The following is a 14,620-nucleotide window of genomic DNA, read 5'->3' on the forward strand; positions in this document are numbered from 1 at the left end:
AATCACTGGCCCCACGAATCACGCAAGGTCACGGTACGGTTGAATACCGGATGACCGGGTTTCGAGTCCTTGATATCCGCGCAGAAGTAACCTTCGCGCTCGAACTGGAAACGGTCTTCCGGCTGTGCATTGCCCAGCGAGGGTTCAGCACGACAACCGGTGAGAACTTGCAGCGAGTCAGGGTTGATGTTGTCCAGGAAACTGGCGCTGTCTTCGGCCTTCTCAGGGTTGGCCGAACGGAACAGGCGATCGTACAGACGCACTTCGCACTCGACGCTGGCCGCGGCCGGCACCCAGTGAACCACGCCTTTGACCTTGCGGCCTTCAGGGTTCTTGCCCAGGGTTTCGGGGTCGTACGAGCAACGCAGTTCGACGATGTTGCCATCGGCGTCCTTGATCGCTTCGTCGGCACGGATCACGTAGCTGCCGCGCAGGCGCACTTCGCCGTTCGGTTCCAGGCGCTTGTAGCCTTTTGGCGGCTCTTCCATGAAGTCTTCACGGTCGATGTAGATCTCACGGGCGAACGGCAGAACGCGCACACCCATGTCTTCTTTCGGGTGGCATGCCAATTCGAGGTTCTCGACCTGGCCTTCCGGGTAGTTGGTGATCACGACTTTCAGCGGACGCAGCACGCACATGGCACGCGGGGCGCTGTGGTCGAGGTCGTCACGGATGCTGAATTCGAGCATGCCGAAGTCCACCACGCCATCGGAGCGGTTGGTGCCGACCATTTCGCAGAAGTTGCGGATCGATTTCGGCGTGTAGCCACGGCGGCGGAAGCCGGACAGCGTGGACATGCGCGGATCGTCCCAGCCGTGAACGTGCTTTTCATCGACCAGTTGCTTGAGCTTGCGCTTGCTGGTGATCGTGTAGTTCAGGTTCAGACGGCTGAACTCGTACTGACGCGGTTGCGCCGGCACGGGCAGGTTGTCGAGGAACCACTCGTACAGCGGACGATGGCTTTCGAACTCCAGGGTGCAGATCGAGTGGGTGATGCCTTCGATGGCGTCCGACTGACCATGGGTGAAGTCGTAGTTCGGGTAGATGCACCACTTGTCACCGGTCTGATGGTGATGCGCGTGGCGGATGCGATACATGATCGGGTCGCGCAGGTTCATGTTCGGCGAGGCCATGTCGATCTTGGCCCGCAGCACGCGTGCGCCGTCCGGGAATTCGCCGGCCTTCATGCGGGCGAACAGATCCAGGTTTTCTTCCACGGAGCGATCACGGAACGGGCTGTTCTTGCCCGGCTCGGTCAGGGTGCCGCGGTATTCCTTGGCCTGTTCAGGGCTCAGGTCGTCGACGTAGGCCTTGCCGGCCTTGATCAGTTCAACGGCCCAGTCGTGCAACTGGTCGAAATACTGCGAGGCATAGCGCACTTCACCAGACCATTCGAAGCCCAGCCATTTGACGTCGCTTTCGATCGCGTCGATGTATTCCTGGTCTTCCTTGGCCGGGTTGGTATCGTCGAAACGCAGGTGCGTGACGCCGCCGAATTCCTGGGCCAGACCAAAGTTCACGCAAATCGACTTGGCGTGACCGATGTGCAGGTAGCCGTTGGGCTCAGGCGGGAAACGGGTGACGATCTGCGTGTGCTTACCCGAGTCCAGGTCCGCCTGGATGATCGGGCGCAGGAAATTGACCGGCACGGCAGGGCCGGTCTTGGAATTCGAGGTAGGGTCGACAGTGGGCTTGCTCATAGGATCCTTGAACGTACAAGTGCGCGGCCAGTTGGCCAAATCAAAGCGGCTGTTAAATCAAAGGGGCTTATCATAGCCGATGCCGTCAAGCTGCTGACAGAGCAGGCCCGAAAACGGCTGCATTTAATCGGATGCAAATGAAAAACAGCCTCGAAATTCGCGCCCGGCACGCTAAACTGCGCACCTTGGCTGTTGCTGGCCAGACCGGTTGGGGGCCCTGAAGCCCCGAAACCCACGAATTCATTGAAAGAGTACCGATCATGACCCAAGTCAAACTGACCACCAACCATGGCGATATCGTCCTGGAACTGAACGCTGAAAAGGCACCGTTGACCGTTGCCAACTTCATCGAGTACGTCAAAGCCGGTCACTACGAAAACACCGTTTTCCACCGCGTCATCGGTAACTTCATGATCCAGGGCGGCGGTTTCGAGCCAGGCATGAAAGAAAAGAAAGACAAGCGCCCAAGCATCCAGAACGAAGCCGACAACGGCCTGCCGAACGACAAGTACACCGTGGCCATGGCGCGCACCATGGAGCCGCATTCGGCTTCCGCCCAGTTCTTCATCAACGTTGCGGACAACAGCTTCCTGAACCACAGCGCCAAGACCACTCAGGGCTGGGGCTACGCGGTTTTCGCTAAAGTTGTTGAAGGCACCGACGTGGTCGACAAGATCAAAGGTGTTTCCACCACCATGAAATCCGGCCACCAGGACGTACCGGCAGAAGACGTGATCATCGAGAAAGCCGAGATCATTGAGTGATACTGCTGATTTCAGACTTGCATCTGGAAGAGGAGCGCCCGGACATCACCCGGGCGTTTCTGGATTTGCTCGCCGGACGCGCCCGCTCGGCGAGTGCGTTGTACATTCTGGGCGACTTCTTCGAGGCGTGGATTGGCGACGATGCCATGACGCTCTTCCAGCGTTCCATCTGCCAGGCCCTGCGCGAACTTAGCGACAGCGGCACGGCCATTTTTCTGATGCACGGCAATCGCGACTTCATGCTCGGCCAGGCCTTCTGTAAACAGGCCGGTTGTACGCTGCTGAAGGACCCGAGTGTCGTGCAGTTTTACGGCGAACCGGTGCTGTTGATGCACGGCGACAGCCTCTGTACCCGCGACGAAGCGTATATGAAGCTGCGTCGTTACCTGCGTAACCCCGTCACCCTGTTCATCCTGCGACACCTGCCCCTGGACACCCGTCATAAACTGGCGCGCAAGCTGCGCAACGAGAGTCGCGCGCAAACACGGATGAAGACGAACGATATCGTTGATGTCACGCCGGAAGAAGTACCGCGGATCATGCAGGAATATGGCGTGAAAACCTTGATCCATGGGCACACCCACCGCCCCGCCATCCACAAGTTGCAGATTGGCGAGCAAGCGGCCAAGCGCATTGTGCTGGGGGATTGGGATCGCCAGGGCTGGGCGTTGCAGGTGGATGAGCAGGGGTTTGCGTTGGCGCCGTTTGATTTCACAGCTTCTTGAGATCCAAAGATCGCAGCCTTCGGCAGCTCCTACAGATGTACACATAACCCTGTAGGAGCTGCCGAAGGCTGCGATCTTTTCAACAGTCGCCGCTTAATCAATGTCCTGCCGCAGCAGGCCCGGCCTTCGCCGCAAACGGCGGTTTCGCCAGCCACACCAGCAGAATCAACCCCATGAACCCCCACCCCAGCAACGTGAAGTAATCCACGGTGGAGAGCATGTACGCCTGACTCGTCAGCACGTGATCCAGCTGCGCATACGCCGGATTACCCGCCCCGCCCAGGCTGTTCAACGCATCCCGGGTCGCTGGCTCATAGGTGCTGAGGCTTTCGCTCATATAGGCATGATGCTGATCCGCCCGGCGAATCCAGATCCAGGTGGTCAGCGATGCCGCAAAACTGCCGCCCAGGGTCCGCAGGAACGTCGCCAGGCCCGCGCCGTCGGCGATCTGGCTCGGTGGCAGGTCCGACATCAAAATGCTCAGTGTCGGCATGAAGAACAGCGCCACGCCAATCCCCATGAACAGCTGCACCAGCGCGATGTGCTGGAAGTCCACTTCATTGGTAAACCCGGCACGCATGAAGCAACTCAGGCCGATGCACAGAAACGCGCCGCCGGCCAGCAAGCGCAGGTCGAACTTGTGCGCGTACTTGCCGACAAACGGCGACATCAGCACCGGCAGAATCCCGATCGGCGCCACCGCCAGCCCGGCCCAGGTCGCGGTGTAGCCCATCTGGGTTTGCAGCCATTGCGGCAGGATCAGGTTGATGCCGAAGAACCCGGCATACCCGGCCACCAGCACAATGGTGCCGATGCGGAAGTTGCGATACGCGAACAGCCGCAGGTTGACCACCGGATGCTTGTCAGTCATTTCCCAGATCACGAACACCGCCAGCGCAATCACCGAGATGGCCGCGCCGATGATGATGAAGTTCGACTCGAACCAGTCCAGGTCGTTGCCCTTGTCGAGGATCACCTGCAACGCCCCGACGCCGATGATCAGGGTGATCAAACCCACGTAGTCCATTGGCTGATAGCTGGTCACCACCGGCCGCGCCTTGAGCTGCGAGCGCACGACCATCACCGCGAAAATCCCGATCGGCACGTTGATAAAGAAGATCCACGGCCAGCTATAGCTGTCGGTGATCCAGCCGCCGAGGATCGGCCCGGCAATCGGCGCCACCACCGTGACCATCGCCAGCAATGCCAGGGCCATGCCCCGCCTGGCGGGCGGATAGACCGCAATCAACAGCGTTTGGGTCATCGGGTACAACGGACCGGCCACCAGGCCTTGCAGCACGCGAAAGCCGATCAGCTCCGGCATCGAGGTCGAGATCCCGCAGAGAAACGAGGCCAGCACGAACAGAATCGTCGCCCACAGAAACAGCTTCACTTCACCGAAACGACGGCTGAGCCAGCCGGTCAGCGGTAGCGCAATCGCGTTGCTCACGGCGAACGAGGTAATGACCCAGGTGCCCTGCTCCGAGCTCACGCCGAGGTTGCCGGAAATGGTCGGCAACGCCACGTTGGCGATGGTGGTGTCTAGCACCTGCATGAAGGTCGCCAGCGACAGGCCGATGGTGCTGAGCAGCAGGCTGGGCGGCGTGAAAGACGCGTTATTGCTCATCGCGAATCCTTTGAAACTGGGCTGGCGCTGCGCCTGTTACAGATGCAGCTGACCTTGTGGGAGCGAGCCTGCTCGCGAATGCGGAGTGTCAGATACAACGCTTTCGCGAGCAGGCTCGCTCCCACAGGGGCGGTGTGATGGCGAATCAGCGTTGCGCGGTTTTGCTGACCGCAGCGCTGTTGTCGTGGATCAACTGAGTGATCATCGCGTCGGCCTCGGCCAACTGACGGTCGTAGACGTTGGTGCTGAACGAGGCCCTTTGCGGCGGCTGTTGCGCCAACACCGGGCCGCTCTGGTCGCGCAAGTTCACATCGACCTGCGTCGACAGGCCGACCCGCAACGGGTGCTTGGCCAGCTCTTCGGCGTTGATGTGAATCCGCACGGGCACACGCTGGACGATCTTGATCCAGTTGCCGGTGGCGTTCTGCGCGGGCAGCAGGGCAAACGCGCTGCCGGTACCGGCGCCAAGGCTGTCGATGGTGCCGCTGAACTTCACGTCGCTGCCGTACAGGTCGGCCTGGACGTCCACCGGTTGGCCGATGCGCATGTCACGCAGCTGGGTTTCCTTGAAGTTGGCGTCGATCCACAGCTGATCCAGCGGGATCACCGCCATCAGCGCCGTGCCCGGCTGCACCCGCTGACCGAGTTGCACGGTACGTTTGGCGACATAGCCTGTGACCGGCGCGATCAGCGTGCTGCGGGCATTGTTCAGGTAGGCCTGACGCAACTGCGCGGCGGCGGACATCACGTCCGGGTGCGACGAAACCACGGTGTCATCCACCAAGGCGCTGGTGGTTTTCAGTTGCTGTTTGGCGTTGGCCAGGGCGTTTTGCGCCGAGGTCAGATCGTCGCGAGCGTGGGACAGTTCTTCCTGGGAAATCGCCCCACCAGCGGCGAGGTTCTTGCGGCGATTGAAGTTGTCCTGGGCCTTTTGCACTTCGGCCTGCTGGGCGTTGACCTGGGCTTTCATGCCGTCGACGTTGCTGTACAAGCCGCGAACCTGACGCACAGTGCGGGCCAGATTGGCCTGGGCACTTTGCAGACCGACTTCGGCGTCGTTCGGGTCGAAGTTGATCAGCACCTGGCCTTCATGGACCAGGTCGCCATCGTCGGCGCCGATGCTCACCACCGTGCCGGTGACCAGCGGGGTGATTTCCACCACGTTGCCGTTCACATAGGCGTCGTCGGTGCTTTCATTCCAGCGACCATAGAATTCGTGATAACCCCAGACGCCGACACCGGCGAGGATCACCATGATCGCGAGCACCACCAGCATGACTTTGCGTTTGCGCGGGTTGCGGGTGTCTTGAGTGTTGTCAGGGGCTTGAGTTGTTTCGGCGGTGGCCATGACGAGTACCTTGAATTAGTTGTTCAGCGTGGCTGGGGAGGTCTTGGCTGCGGCCAGGGTTTCGCCCTGGAAGCCGCCGCCCAGCGCCTGCATCAGTTGGATCGACAGATCGATCTGCTCGGCATTCAGGTTGGCCAACTGACGCTGGGCCTGGAGCAATTGCTGTTCGATGCTGAGCACGTCCAGGTAGTTACCGATGCCGGAACCGTAGCGCTGGACCACGGTGTTGTAAGAATCCTGGGCGATGTCGGTGGCATGTTGCTGCGCACCGATCTGCCGGCCGATATCGCGCAACTGGTTGATGGTGTCGCTGACATCGCCCAGGGCTCTCACCAGGCTTTTGTTGTACTGCGCCACCGCGAGGTCGTAATCGGCGTCACGGGCATCGAGGTCGGCACGCAGGCGGCCACCGTCGAAAATCGGCACGGAGATCGTCGGCGCAATGTTGAAGAAACGACTGGCTGAACCGAACATCGCATCCCCCAGCAACGACTCGGCACCCGCGGCCGCGCTCAGGTTGAGGTTGGGGTAGAAGCGGGTTTTGCCGGCGTCGATGTTCTTGCTCGCCGCCTCGACCCGCCAGCGCGCAGCCACCAGGTCCGGACGACGACCGAGCAACTCGGCGGGCAGCACCGATGGCAGTGCCACGGCGCTGGCCTGGAGGATTTTCGGCCGGGCGATTTCGTTGCCGCGATCAGGGCCTTTACCGAGCAATACGGCCAGGGCGATTTTCGCGCTTTGCAGGCGTTTCTCGGCGTCGATCAGGCTCGCCTCGGAGCTCGCTTCCAGGCTTTCGGTCTGCTGGAACTGGTACTGGCTGTCGATCCCGGAACTCAGGCGACGCTGGCTCAGGTCGAGCATCTGCTTGGTGCGCTTGAGGTCTTCATTGGCCAGGTCATAAACGATGTGCGCCTGCCCCAGATCGCTGTAGGCGCGGGCGACGTCGGCAGACAAGGTCAACTGCGCGGCCTGCTGATCGACTTCGGCGGCACGGGCCTGGCCCAGTGCGGCTTCCCAGGCGTCGCGCTGACCGCCCCAGAGGTCAAAGTTGTAATTGAAACTGGCGCCGATGTTACGCACGGTGGAGTAAGTATCGCCCTGCCCGCTCGGGTCTTGATCGCGCGCCAGACGCGAACGGCTGACGCCGGCGCTGGCATCGAGGGTCGGCATCCGCGCAGCGTCGGCCGCGTAAGCGGCGGCGCTGGCCTGATGGGCGCGGGCGTCAGCGATCTGCATATCCGGGCTGTCGTGCAGGGCTTCGCGGATCAGACCGTCGAGCTGTGGGTCGCCGAGGCTTTTCCACCAGTCGCTTTTCGGCCAGGCCGCTGGCGACAGGGTCACGCCGCTGAGGGATTGCCCGGCCTTGAGGTTTTTCGCCTCGAGGCTGACGCCTTCGGTGGTCAGGCCGCTGTAACTGGCGCAACCGGCCAGGGTCATTGCCGCCAGCACCAGGCTCAGGCCGGTGCGCAAGGTTTTGCTACTCATTTGTCACCTACCCGCAGCAAGGTGATCGAGTCACCGGCTGCCACCAGGATTTTCTTGAGGATCCGTTCCAGGGTTTCCAATTCTTCCGGGGTGATGGCGCCGGCCAGTTCATTCATGGCGTCGGCACCGATCTCCGGCAGGCGGTCGGTCAACTGCTGGCCTTGTTCCGTCAGCACCAGTTGCACCTGGCGGCGGTCCGCCTCGGAACGTTGGCGGGCGAGGAAGCCTTTCTGTTCCAGACGATCGAGCATGCGAGTCATCGAACCGCTGTCCAGCGACAGGTGACGGCACAGCTCGACCGGCGTATCGACGCCGAACTGGGCCATGATGATCAGCACTTTGAACTGCGCGGCGGTGATGCCGTGCGGTTCCATGTGCGTGTCGATGATGCGGTCCTTGAGCAACGCAGCGCGCCCGAGCAGGAGGCCGAGATGGCAAGTGTGGAATGCGTCCGGGGTGAAATGTTTCATCTGACCACCAATTAGCTGCCTAGGCAGAGAATGTATGTCGAGATGTTACTGCCTAGGCAGCGAATGTCAACGCAATAGTTAGGTTGCTTTGTATTTAGCTGACAAATGGTGGGTCGCAAGATCAAAAGATCGCAGCCTTCGGCAGCTCCTACAGGATCGCGTACACCCGATATATACGGGCGAACACAGTCTATGTAGGAGCTGCCGAAGGCTGCGATCTTTTGATCTAGAAGGGGTTAGAAATCCCGCTTATAGAAGATGTCCAGCGAACTGGCCACGCCGCCGGCGGCTTCGAGGTAGACCTTTTTGCTCAGCTTGTAGCGCAAGGCAATGGTGTTGGCCGGCTCGAACACGCCAACCCCGTAACGCAAGCTGAGTTTTTCCGAGAGATTGCCGCTGGCCACCACGGCGGTGCTGGTGCCGCTGCCCTGGGTGTCGAGCTGGAAGTCCTGAATTCCCAGGTTCTTGGCCAATCCGCTGGTCACCCCGGAACTGCCCATCAAACCCAACCCGAGCGCGGCCTGAGCCAACATGTTGTTGTCTTCACCGGTGGTGCTCAGCGGACGCCCGAGCACCAGATAGGACAACGCCTGTTCCTGGCTCATGGCCGGCTCGGAGAAGATCTGCGTGGTCGGCTGCTCGGCGCTGCCGCTCAGGCGAATGCCGGCGATCACGTCGTCGGTCTGGCGAATCGCCTCGATGTCCAGATACGGCTGGTCGATGGGCCCCGCAAACAACAACCGCGCCCGGCGCACGGTCAGCCGCTGACCGTAGGCCCGATAACGACCGTCGTTCAGCCAGAGCTCGCCGCGGGTGTCCATGTTGTCGCCGATGTGCACGTGACCTTGCAGATTGGCGGTCAGGCCAAACCCGGCAAAGCTGAGTTTGTCTTCGCCGACCACCACATCAATGTCCATCGCCATGGCCATCGGCGGCTTACCCTCTTCGGTCTGCTGCCCGATGATCACCGTGTCATCGGACACTTTCACCGTCGACGGCGGCAACTCGCGCACGGTGATCTCGCCCCTGGGCACCAGCACCTTGCCGGCAATCGCCAGTTTGTCGTCCTTCATCGAGATCTTCAGGTCCGGCGCCACTTCCAGTTTGGCGTACGGCTCGACGGTGACCGGTAACTGCGTCCCTTTGAGCGCCAGATCCACCACCAGCGCCTGACCCCAGGCGATGTTGCCGTTCAAGCTGCCCTGCCCGCTCTTGCCACTTTTCCAGCCACCGTTCAACTGAATGGTTTCGCCGGCGATCACCGCTTGAAGTTGCAAGGCTTCAAACTCCATCGGCAGTTCAGGTCCGGAAATCTCGCCGTCGCTGAGCACAAGGTTGCCGTTGACCAGCGGTGCCAGCAACCCGCCAGAAAGCGTGCCGCTGCCGTTCAAACGCCCGGTGAGTTTCTCGACCATGGGCACGAACGGCCGCGCCACTGACAGGTCCAGACCACTCAGGCGGAAGGAGCCGGTCAGCGGTTTGTTCTTCGGCAACGGATTGATCTGCGCCTGCACCCTCAATTCGCCGAGTTTGCCGCCGACGAAGTTGAGGTCGGTGTCGATGCGTTTGGGCGTGAGTTTGCTGGTGAGTGTCAGGGTCTGGTACGGGAAGTCCAGCCACTGGTCTTTCTCACGCATGCGCAAGGTACCGCCGCTGGCATCGACGCTGATCTGGCCGTTCGGGCCGCTGGCCGGCAGGTCCAGTTGCAGGTCGGCGTTGAGCCGGCCTTTCCAGGCGAAGTCCTTCGGCAACCACTGCGCCAGGCTGTCGATCGGGAATTGCTTGAGGTGATAACGCAGCTTCGGCTCCGGCATCAAACGCTGGTCTTCACCGCACAGACTGGCCGGGCCGGACATCCAGCAATGGGCGCCAAAGTTGATTTTGCCGTCCGCCAACCGTTCGAGCTTCGCCGGACCTTGCAGCTTCCAGTCCTGCCCACCGGCCTGGATATCACCACTGGCCAGACGTCCGCGCCAATTACCTTTATCCAGAGTGCCGTCGAGGCCGAGGGCGAGCTTCAGCTGCGGCCCTTTCAGGTCGAGAGTGAGCTTCTGGTTTTTGATATCGCCCTGGCCGCTGGCGGTCAGCGTCCCCAGCGAGGTGTCACCCGCCTGGATGCCGTTGCCCTTGAGGTCGATTTTCGCCCGTTGCGCGCTGTCGAGCGTGGCGTCGAGGTTCAGGCTTTGCAGGCGATTGTCTTCGAAGGCCAGTTGCGTGCCTTGCAGCCCGAGCTTGCCTTGCGGCGCCTTGAGCGTGCCGGCGACATCGACCCGGCCATTGAGCTGACCGCGCAATTGCGGCCAGAGCTGGGCCAGACGCGGCAGCTTGATGTCGATCTGGCCGGCGAGCTTCTGTTGCAGGCTGCCCTTGCCGTTGATGCTGTTGTCGCCCAGGCGTATTTGCAGCGCGCTGAGGTTCCATTGCTCGCCGCCACCGTCGGCCTTGGCCTGGATCACCGCCGGTTGGCCGCGCAGCTTGCCTTTCAGATCCAGGTCCGCGTTCAGGCTGAGTTTTTCATCCTTCATCTCGCCTTTGCTGCGCAACGGCCCGGCCAGCGTGCCCGGCAACTCCGCGACCCAATACGCCGGGTTGATCGCCGACAGGTCGAGCGCGGTGTCCCAGGCAATGCCCTCGGCAAATTGCAGGTTCAGGTGCCCTTCGGCCTTGCCCTGCCCGGCTTCGAGCTGGATTTGTTGCAGGTAGATTTTCGTCAGGTCACCGGCGAACGGGCTGGTCAGGCTGAACGCACCGGCCGGGCCATCGAGCGCAGCCTTGAAATTGCCGAGGTATTGGCTGTCGGTGTAGGAGACTTCACCGTTGAAGCTGCGCAACGCCACTTCCGGCTCGTCGATCACCGGATAGAGGCGGTGCCACGGGAAATCCAGCCAGTCTATTTTTGCATCAAAGCTCAGGCCTTTGCTCCAGTCCAGATTCCCTGTGAGTTTGAGGCTTTGTTTGTCGTTGGCGGTCAGGTCCAACCCGGCGATCTGCGCGCCGTTGGCGTCGACCTTGCCTTGCAGCAACAACGCGACCGGGCCCTGCTCGGCGGGCAACGTGGCTTTGCCGAGCAACTGGTAACCGTTTTTCAGGTCGCCATCGCCGGTGAGTTCCAGTTGATTGAGTTGCAGGGTGTCCGGCAGATCAGCGGCAGGTTTGAAGCCGTCAGCAGTGATCCGCACCTTGGCCGGCAGGTTTTCCACCAGCGGTTGCAGTTCACCGGTCAATTGCCCGTTCAGGTAACCGCTGCTGTCGGCTTTCAGGTTCAGGGTTTTCAGCAGGTCGCCGTCGACCTTCAGGGCCAATGTCCAAGGCTCCGGGGCCGGCAGGGTCAGTTTGCCTTCGACCTTCAGCGGCCAGTTACCGGTGGGTTGCAGCAGACCGGACAGATTCAGGCTCAGCTCATCCCGTTGCAGATGCACGGAATCGATCTGCAAACCCTGTTCGGTCCAGTGCGCCGCCAGTTGCAATCCTTTGAGTTCTTCGCTGCCATTGAACAGCAGACTGCCGACCTGGACGTCGCCCAGCTCAATGGCCAGTGGCAATTTCAGGTCCGGGAGCGTGATCGGCCCGCTGCTTTCCTCTTCCGTGCCCGGCGGGAATTGCAGGCTGACCTGATCGGCCTTCAATTGCCCGATGCACAGGGTCATGCGCGTCAGGCACAGCGGCGACCAGGCGAAAATCGTTTTGCTCAGTTCAACCCGGCTGCTGTCCTGCTGCCACAGCACATGGTCGGCGCTCCATTGCCCGCCCAGGCGGCCCTGGAAATTGTCCACGCTCAAACCCGGCACAAACCCCAGTGCCCAACGGCTGCCCGTCGCCGTACCCAGCACGGTGGCCACGGTCAGGACGACCAGCATCAGCAGCGCCAGAATTGCCAGCAGCGTTACTTTCAAACCACGCGTCACAGCTCAGGCCCCATGGAAAAGTGCAGTCGAATACCGCCGTCGTCGTCCATCGCGTGGGCCAGGTCGAGGCGAATCGGCCCCACCGGGGAAACCCAGCGCACGCCGATACCGACGCCGGTCTTGAGGTTCGGCAGTTCGAGTGTATTAAAGGAGTTGCCCTGGTCAATGAAGGTCGCGACCCGCCATTTCTCGGCGATCGAATACTGATACTCGACGCTGCCGGCCACCATGTAGCGGCCACCGATGCGGTCGCCCTCGGAGTTTTCCGGCGACAGGCTTTGATAGTCATAACCGCGCACGCTCTGATCGCCGCCGGCGAAGAAACGCAGGGACGGCGGTACCGATTTATAGCCGTTGGTGGCGCTGCCGCCGACCTGCACCCGACCGAGGAAGCGGTGCTTGTCGAAGACCGTGGTCAAGCCTTTCACCAGCGCGGTGCCGTAGAGCAGATTGGTGTCCGAGCCCAGGCCTTCCTTGGCGACTTTGCTCTCGAACTCCAAGCGATAGCCGTTGTGCGGGTCGATGCGGTTATCGCTTTTAAGGTACGAATAGCTCACGCCGGGCATCAGCAAGGTGCTGAGACCCGAGTCGTCACCGAGTCGGTATTCTTCGCGTTGCCATTTGAGCGACACCACCCGCTGCCAGCCGCTGGGCAACTTGCTGTGCCACTCGGGACCGACAGTCAGCAGTTTGCTGAGGGAGTCCTTGTCGGCGATTTCTTCGTTTTGATAGCCACCGGCGAACCGCAGTTTGTCGGTCAGCGGCGGGTCCAGGGGAATGTCATAGAACACCCCGACGTTTTGCCGTGGCGCCGAGACTTCGGTTTCCCAGCCATAGCTGTGACCCTGAGGGTTGACCCAGTGCCGGGTCCAGTTGGCCTTGACCCGTGGGCCGACGTCGGTGGAATAGCCCAGCCCCAGGCCCATGGTCCGCGGCTTGCGGGTTTCGAGTTTGACGTCTACCGGGATGACATCGTTCTTGGACGCGGTGGGGGCCGCGTCGACGCGCACACCTTCGAAATAGCCGCTCGATTGCAAATTCTGATTGAGCTCGGCGATCAGTTCGGAGTCATAAGGCGCGCCGGCCTTGAACGGCACCATGCGTTGCAGCAACTCTTCGTCAAACGGTGTGTCGCCTTCGAAACTGACGTTGCCCAAGGCATAACGCGGGCCGCTGTCGTAGATCAGCTCAATGTCGGCAACGCCGGCCCGCGGGTCTACCGCCAGTCTCTGGCGGGTAAAGCGTCCGCTGAAAAAGCCGTAGCGCGAGGCCTGATTCTGGATCAGCCGCTTGGCGTCTTCGTAGCGACCATGATTGAGCACCGCGCCGGGTTTGAGCACATCGCTTTTGGGTACACGAAAGGATTTGAGAGCGGCGGCAGGACCGTCGATGCGCACGGTGACGTTACGCAAATGCACCGGTTCGCCGGGATCGATGTTCAACACCAGGCGCGGCGTCTTGCCGCCCTTCACGTCCGTCTCGATCTGCGGCTGGTAGTAACCCAAAGCCTGGGCGGCCTTGCGCGCCTGTTCCTCGGCACCACGACTGAAGCGCAACAAGGCTTCCTCGTCACGATCGCCGAGGCTGCCGATATAGCCCTCTATATTGGCCTTCAGTTCATCGTTGGACGGTTTGATCCGCACATCCAATTCACTTTGCGCCAGCGCCGCGCAGCTGGTGATCAGCATCAGCGCGGCGCTGGTAATTCTTCCTGGAAACTTCATAGGCGCGGATGCTATCACGAGCGTGGGAGCGTGATAGAGCCTGGCGTGCGATGAAAGTTCGACCTTTATGCCGTGGCGGTTTGCACCACCTGAGGGTTGGCGTGGAAAAACACGTGCTCGCGGATCGGTCCTACGGCAACCTCGCCGATTTCCTCATAGCCCTGACGTTTATAGAACTCCAGATAACGAGGATTTCCGGTATCGAGAATGACGCCCTGGGAGTTTTCATCCACCGCGCACCAGTTATGCACCGCTTGCAGCAGCTGCTCGCCGAAGTGTTTACCCTGGAATTGTGGGTGAACCCCCAGTAATGGCAGGACGTGCACCGAATCGGACGGCACGCAGGCTGCCACGGCGGCGTGGTAGTCGAGGTAGCGTCGGGTGCAACGGAATCCGGTGCTGAGCACCATGCGCAGGCGCCAGGCCCAGCTTTCGGTGATGCCCAGTCGACGTTGCGGCGGAGCGATCAAGGCGATGCCGATCAAGCGATCGTTGACCAGCAGGCCGATGGCCGGCAAATCTTGAAGAAAGTGCTGCTTGACCAGTTCGCGCACCGTGGCCCGTACTCGATGCTCGTAACCGGGGCGCTCAGCCTCGAACAGGTAACCGAAGGTCGGCTCGTGCCGGTAAGCGTGATACAGAAGGGAGCGCGCTTCGTGGGAATAGCCACTGTCGAGCATGTGAATATCGGCGATGGCGGTCGAAGTTTCAGGCATAACGGTATTTCTCCCCGGGGCACAGGTCAGATGACTGCGCTCTTGTTGTTACGAGCCTATAAGCAACGACACAGTTCCCTGCTGATCCAAATCAGCGTTGGCTGTGGAATCGCCTTCGCGAGCACGCTCGCTCCCACAAGTTATAGACCAGACTCA

10 protein-coding genes are annotated in these 14,620 nt (G+C 61.1%); 2 read left to right on the forward strand and 8 right to left on the reverse strand.

Going from position 1 to position 14,620, the window contains the following annotated elements:
- Positions 1-2: 2 nt before the first annotated feature.
- Positions 3-1,700, reverse strand: coding sequence for a glutamine--tRNA ligase/YqeY domain fusion protein (locus tag ACYZUD_RS12335; RefSeq protein ID WP_462024250.1), 1,698 nt, complete (start codon positions 1,698-1,700; stop codon positions 3-5).
- A gap of 260 nt (positions 1,701-1,960) precedes the next feature.
- On the opposite strand from ACYZUD_RS12335, the gene ACYZUD_RS12340 reads away from it, so the two are divergent.
- Positions 1,961-2,464 carry a peptidylprolyl isomerase gene (locus ACYZUD_RS12340; protein WP_403107748.1) on the forward strand — a complete coding sequence of 168 codons (504 nt, stop codon included), beginning with the start codon at positions 1,961-1,963 and terminating at the stop codon, positions 2,462-2,464.
- Entirely contained in the window at positions 2,461-3,189 is a 729-nt protein-coding gene (lpxH, locus tag ACYZUD_RS12345) for a UDP-2,3-diacylglucosamine diphosphatase (RefSeq protein ID WP_462024251.1), read from the forward strand. The genes ACYZUD_RS12340 and lpxH overlap by 4 nt, the downstream gene beginning before the upstream one ends.
- Positions 3,190-3,286: 97 nt before the next feature.
- Here the strand turns inward: lpxH and ACYZUD_RS12350 are convergent, their stop codons facing one another.
- From ACYZUD_RS12350 to ACYZUD_RS12380, 7 genes are all read right to left on the reverse strand, one after another.
- Positions 3,287-4,816 (reverse strand): DHA2 family efflux MFS transporter permease subunit, encoded by a 1,530-nt coding sequence (locus tag ACYZUD_RS12350; protein WP_462024252.1) that lies wholly within the window; start codon positions 4,814-4,816, stop codon positions 3,287-3,289.
- A gap of 145 nt (positions 4,817-4,961) precedes the next feature.
- Positions 4,962-6,164, reverse strand: coding sequence for an HlyD family secretion protein (locus ACYZUD_RS12355; protein ID WP_462024253.1), 1,203 nt, complete (start codon positions 6,162-6,164; stop codon positions 4,962-4,964).
- A 15-nt stretch (positions 6,165-6,179) separates the two neighbouring features.
- Complete coding sequence (locus ACYZUD_RS12360; protein ID WP_462024254.1) at positions 6,180-7,649, reverse strand: efflux transporter outer membrane subunit; 1,470 nt, start codon at positions 7,647-7,649, stop codon at positions 6,180-6,182.
- Positions 7,646-8,119 (reverse strand): MarR family winged helix-turn-helix transcriptional regulator, encoded by a 474-nt coding sequence (locus tag ACYZUD_RS12365; RefSeq protein ID WP_462024255.1) that lies wholly within the window; start codon positions 8,117-8,119, stop codon positions 7,646-7,648. The genes ACYZUD_RS12360 and ACYZUD_RS12365 overlap by 4 nt, the downstream gene beginning before the upstream one ends.
- A 236-nt stretch (positions 8,120-8,355) precedes the next feature.
- On the reverse strand, positions 8,356-12,024 hold the full coding sequence (locus tag ACYZUD_RS12370; RefSeq protein WP_462024256.1) for a translocation/assembly module TamB domain-containing protein: 3,669 nt from the start codon (positions 12,022-12,024) through the stop codon (positions 8,356-8,358).
- Positions 12,021-13,748 carry an autotransporter assembly complex protein TamA gene (locus ACYZUD_RS12375; protein WP_462024257.1) on the reverse strand — a complete coding sequence of 576 codons (1,728 nt, stop codon included), beginning with the start codon at positions 13,746-13,748 and terminating at the stop codon, positions 12,021-12,023. The genes ACYZUD_RS12370 and ACYZUD_RS12375 overlap by 4 nt, the downstream gene beginning before the upstream one ends.
- A 65-nt stretch (positions 13,749-13,813) precedes the next feature.
- A complete protein-coding gene (locus ACYZUD_RS12380) occupies positions 13,814-14,464 on the reverse strand; it encodes a GNAT family N-acetyltransferase (protein ID WP_462024258.1) in 651 nt (216 codons plus the stop codon).
- Positions 14,465-14,620 lie beyond the last annotated feature (156 nt).

This window comes from Pseudomonas sp. XS1P51, assembly GCF_054897845.1.

Excerpts from the sequence above, each read along its gene's own strand:
- ACYZUD_RS12355 (WP_462024253.1), bottom strand. The coding sequence starts at position 6,164 with ATGGCCACCGCCGAAACAACTCAAGCCCCTGACAACACTCAAGACACC.
- ACYZUD_RS12365 (WP_462024255.1), bottom strand. The coding sequence starts at position 8,119 with ATGAAACATTTCACCCCGGACGCATTCCACACTTGCCATCTCGGCCTC.
- ACYZUD_RS12335 (WP_462024250.1), bottom strand. The coding sequence starts at position 1,700 with ATGAGCAAGCCCACTGTCGACCCTACCTCGAATTCCAAGACCGGCCCT.
- ACYZUD_RS12350 (WP_462024252.1), bottom strand. The coding sequence starts at position 4,816 with ATGAGCAATAACGCGTCTTTCACGCCGCCCAGCCTGCTGCTCAGCACC.
- ACYZUD_RS12360 (WP_462024254.1), bottom strand. The coding sequence starts at position 7,649 with ATGAGTAGCAAAACCTTGCGCACCGGCCTGAGCCTGGTGCTGGCGGCA.
- ACYZUD_RS12340 (WP_403107748.1), top strand. The coding sequence starts at position 1,961 with ATGACCCAAGTCAAACTGACCACCAACCATGGCGATATCGTCCTGGAA.
- ACYZUD_RS12375 (WP_462024257.1), bottom strand. The coding sequence starts at position 13,748 with ATGAAGTTTCCAGGAAGAATTACCAGCGCCGCGCTGATGCTGATCACC.
- ACYZUD_RS12380 (WP_462024258.1), bottom strand. The coding sequence starts at position 14,464 with ATGCCTGAAACTTCGACCGCCATCGCCGATATTCACATGCTCGACAGT.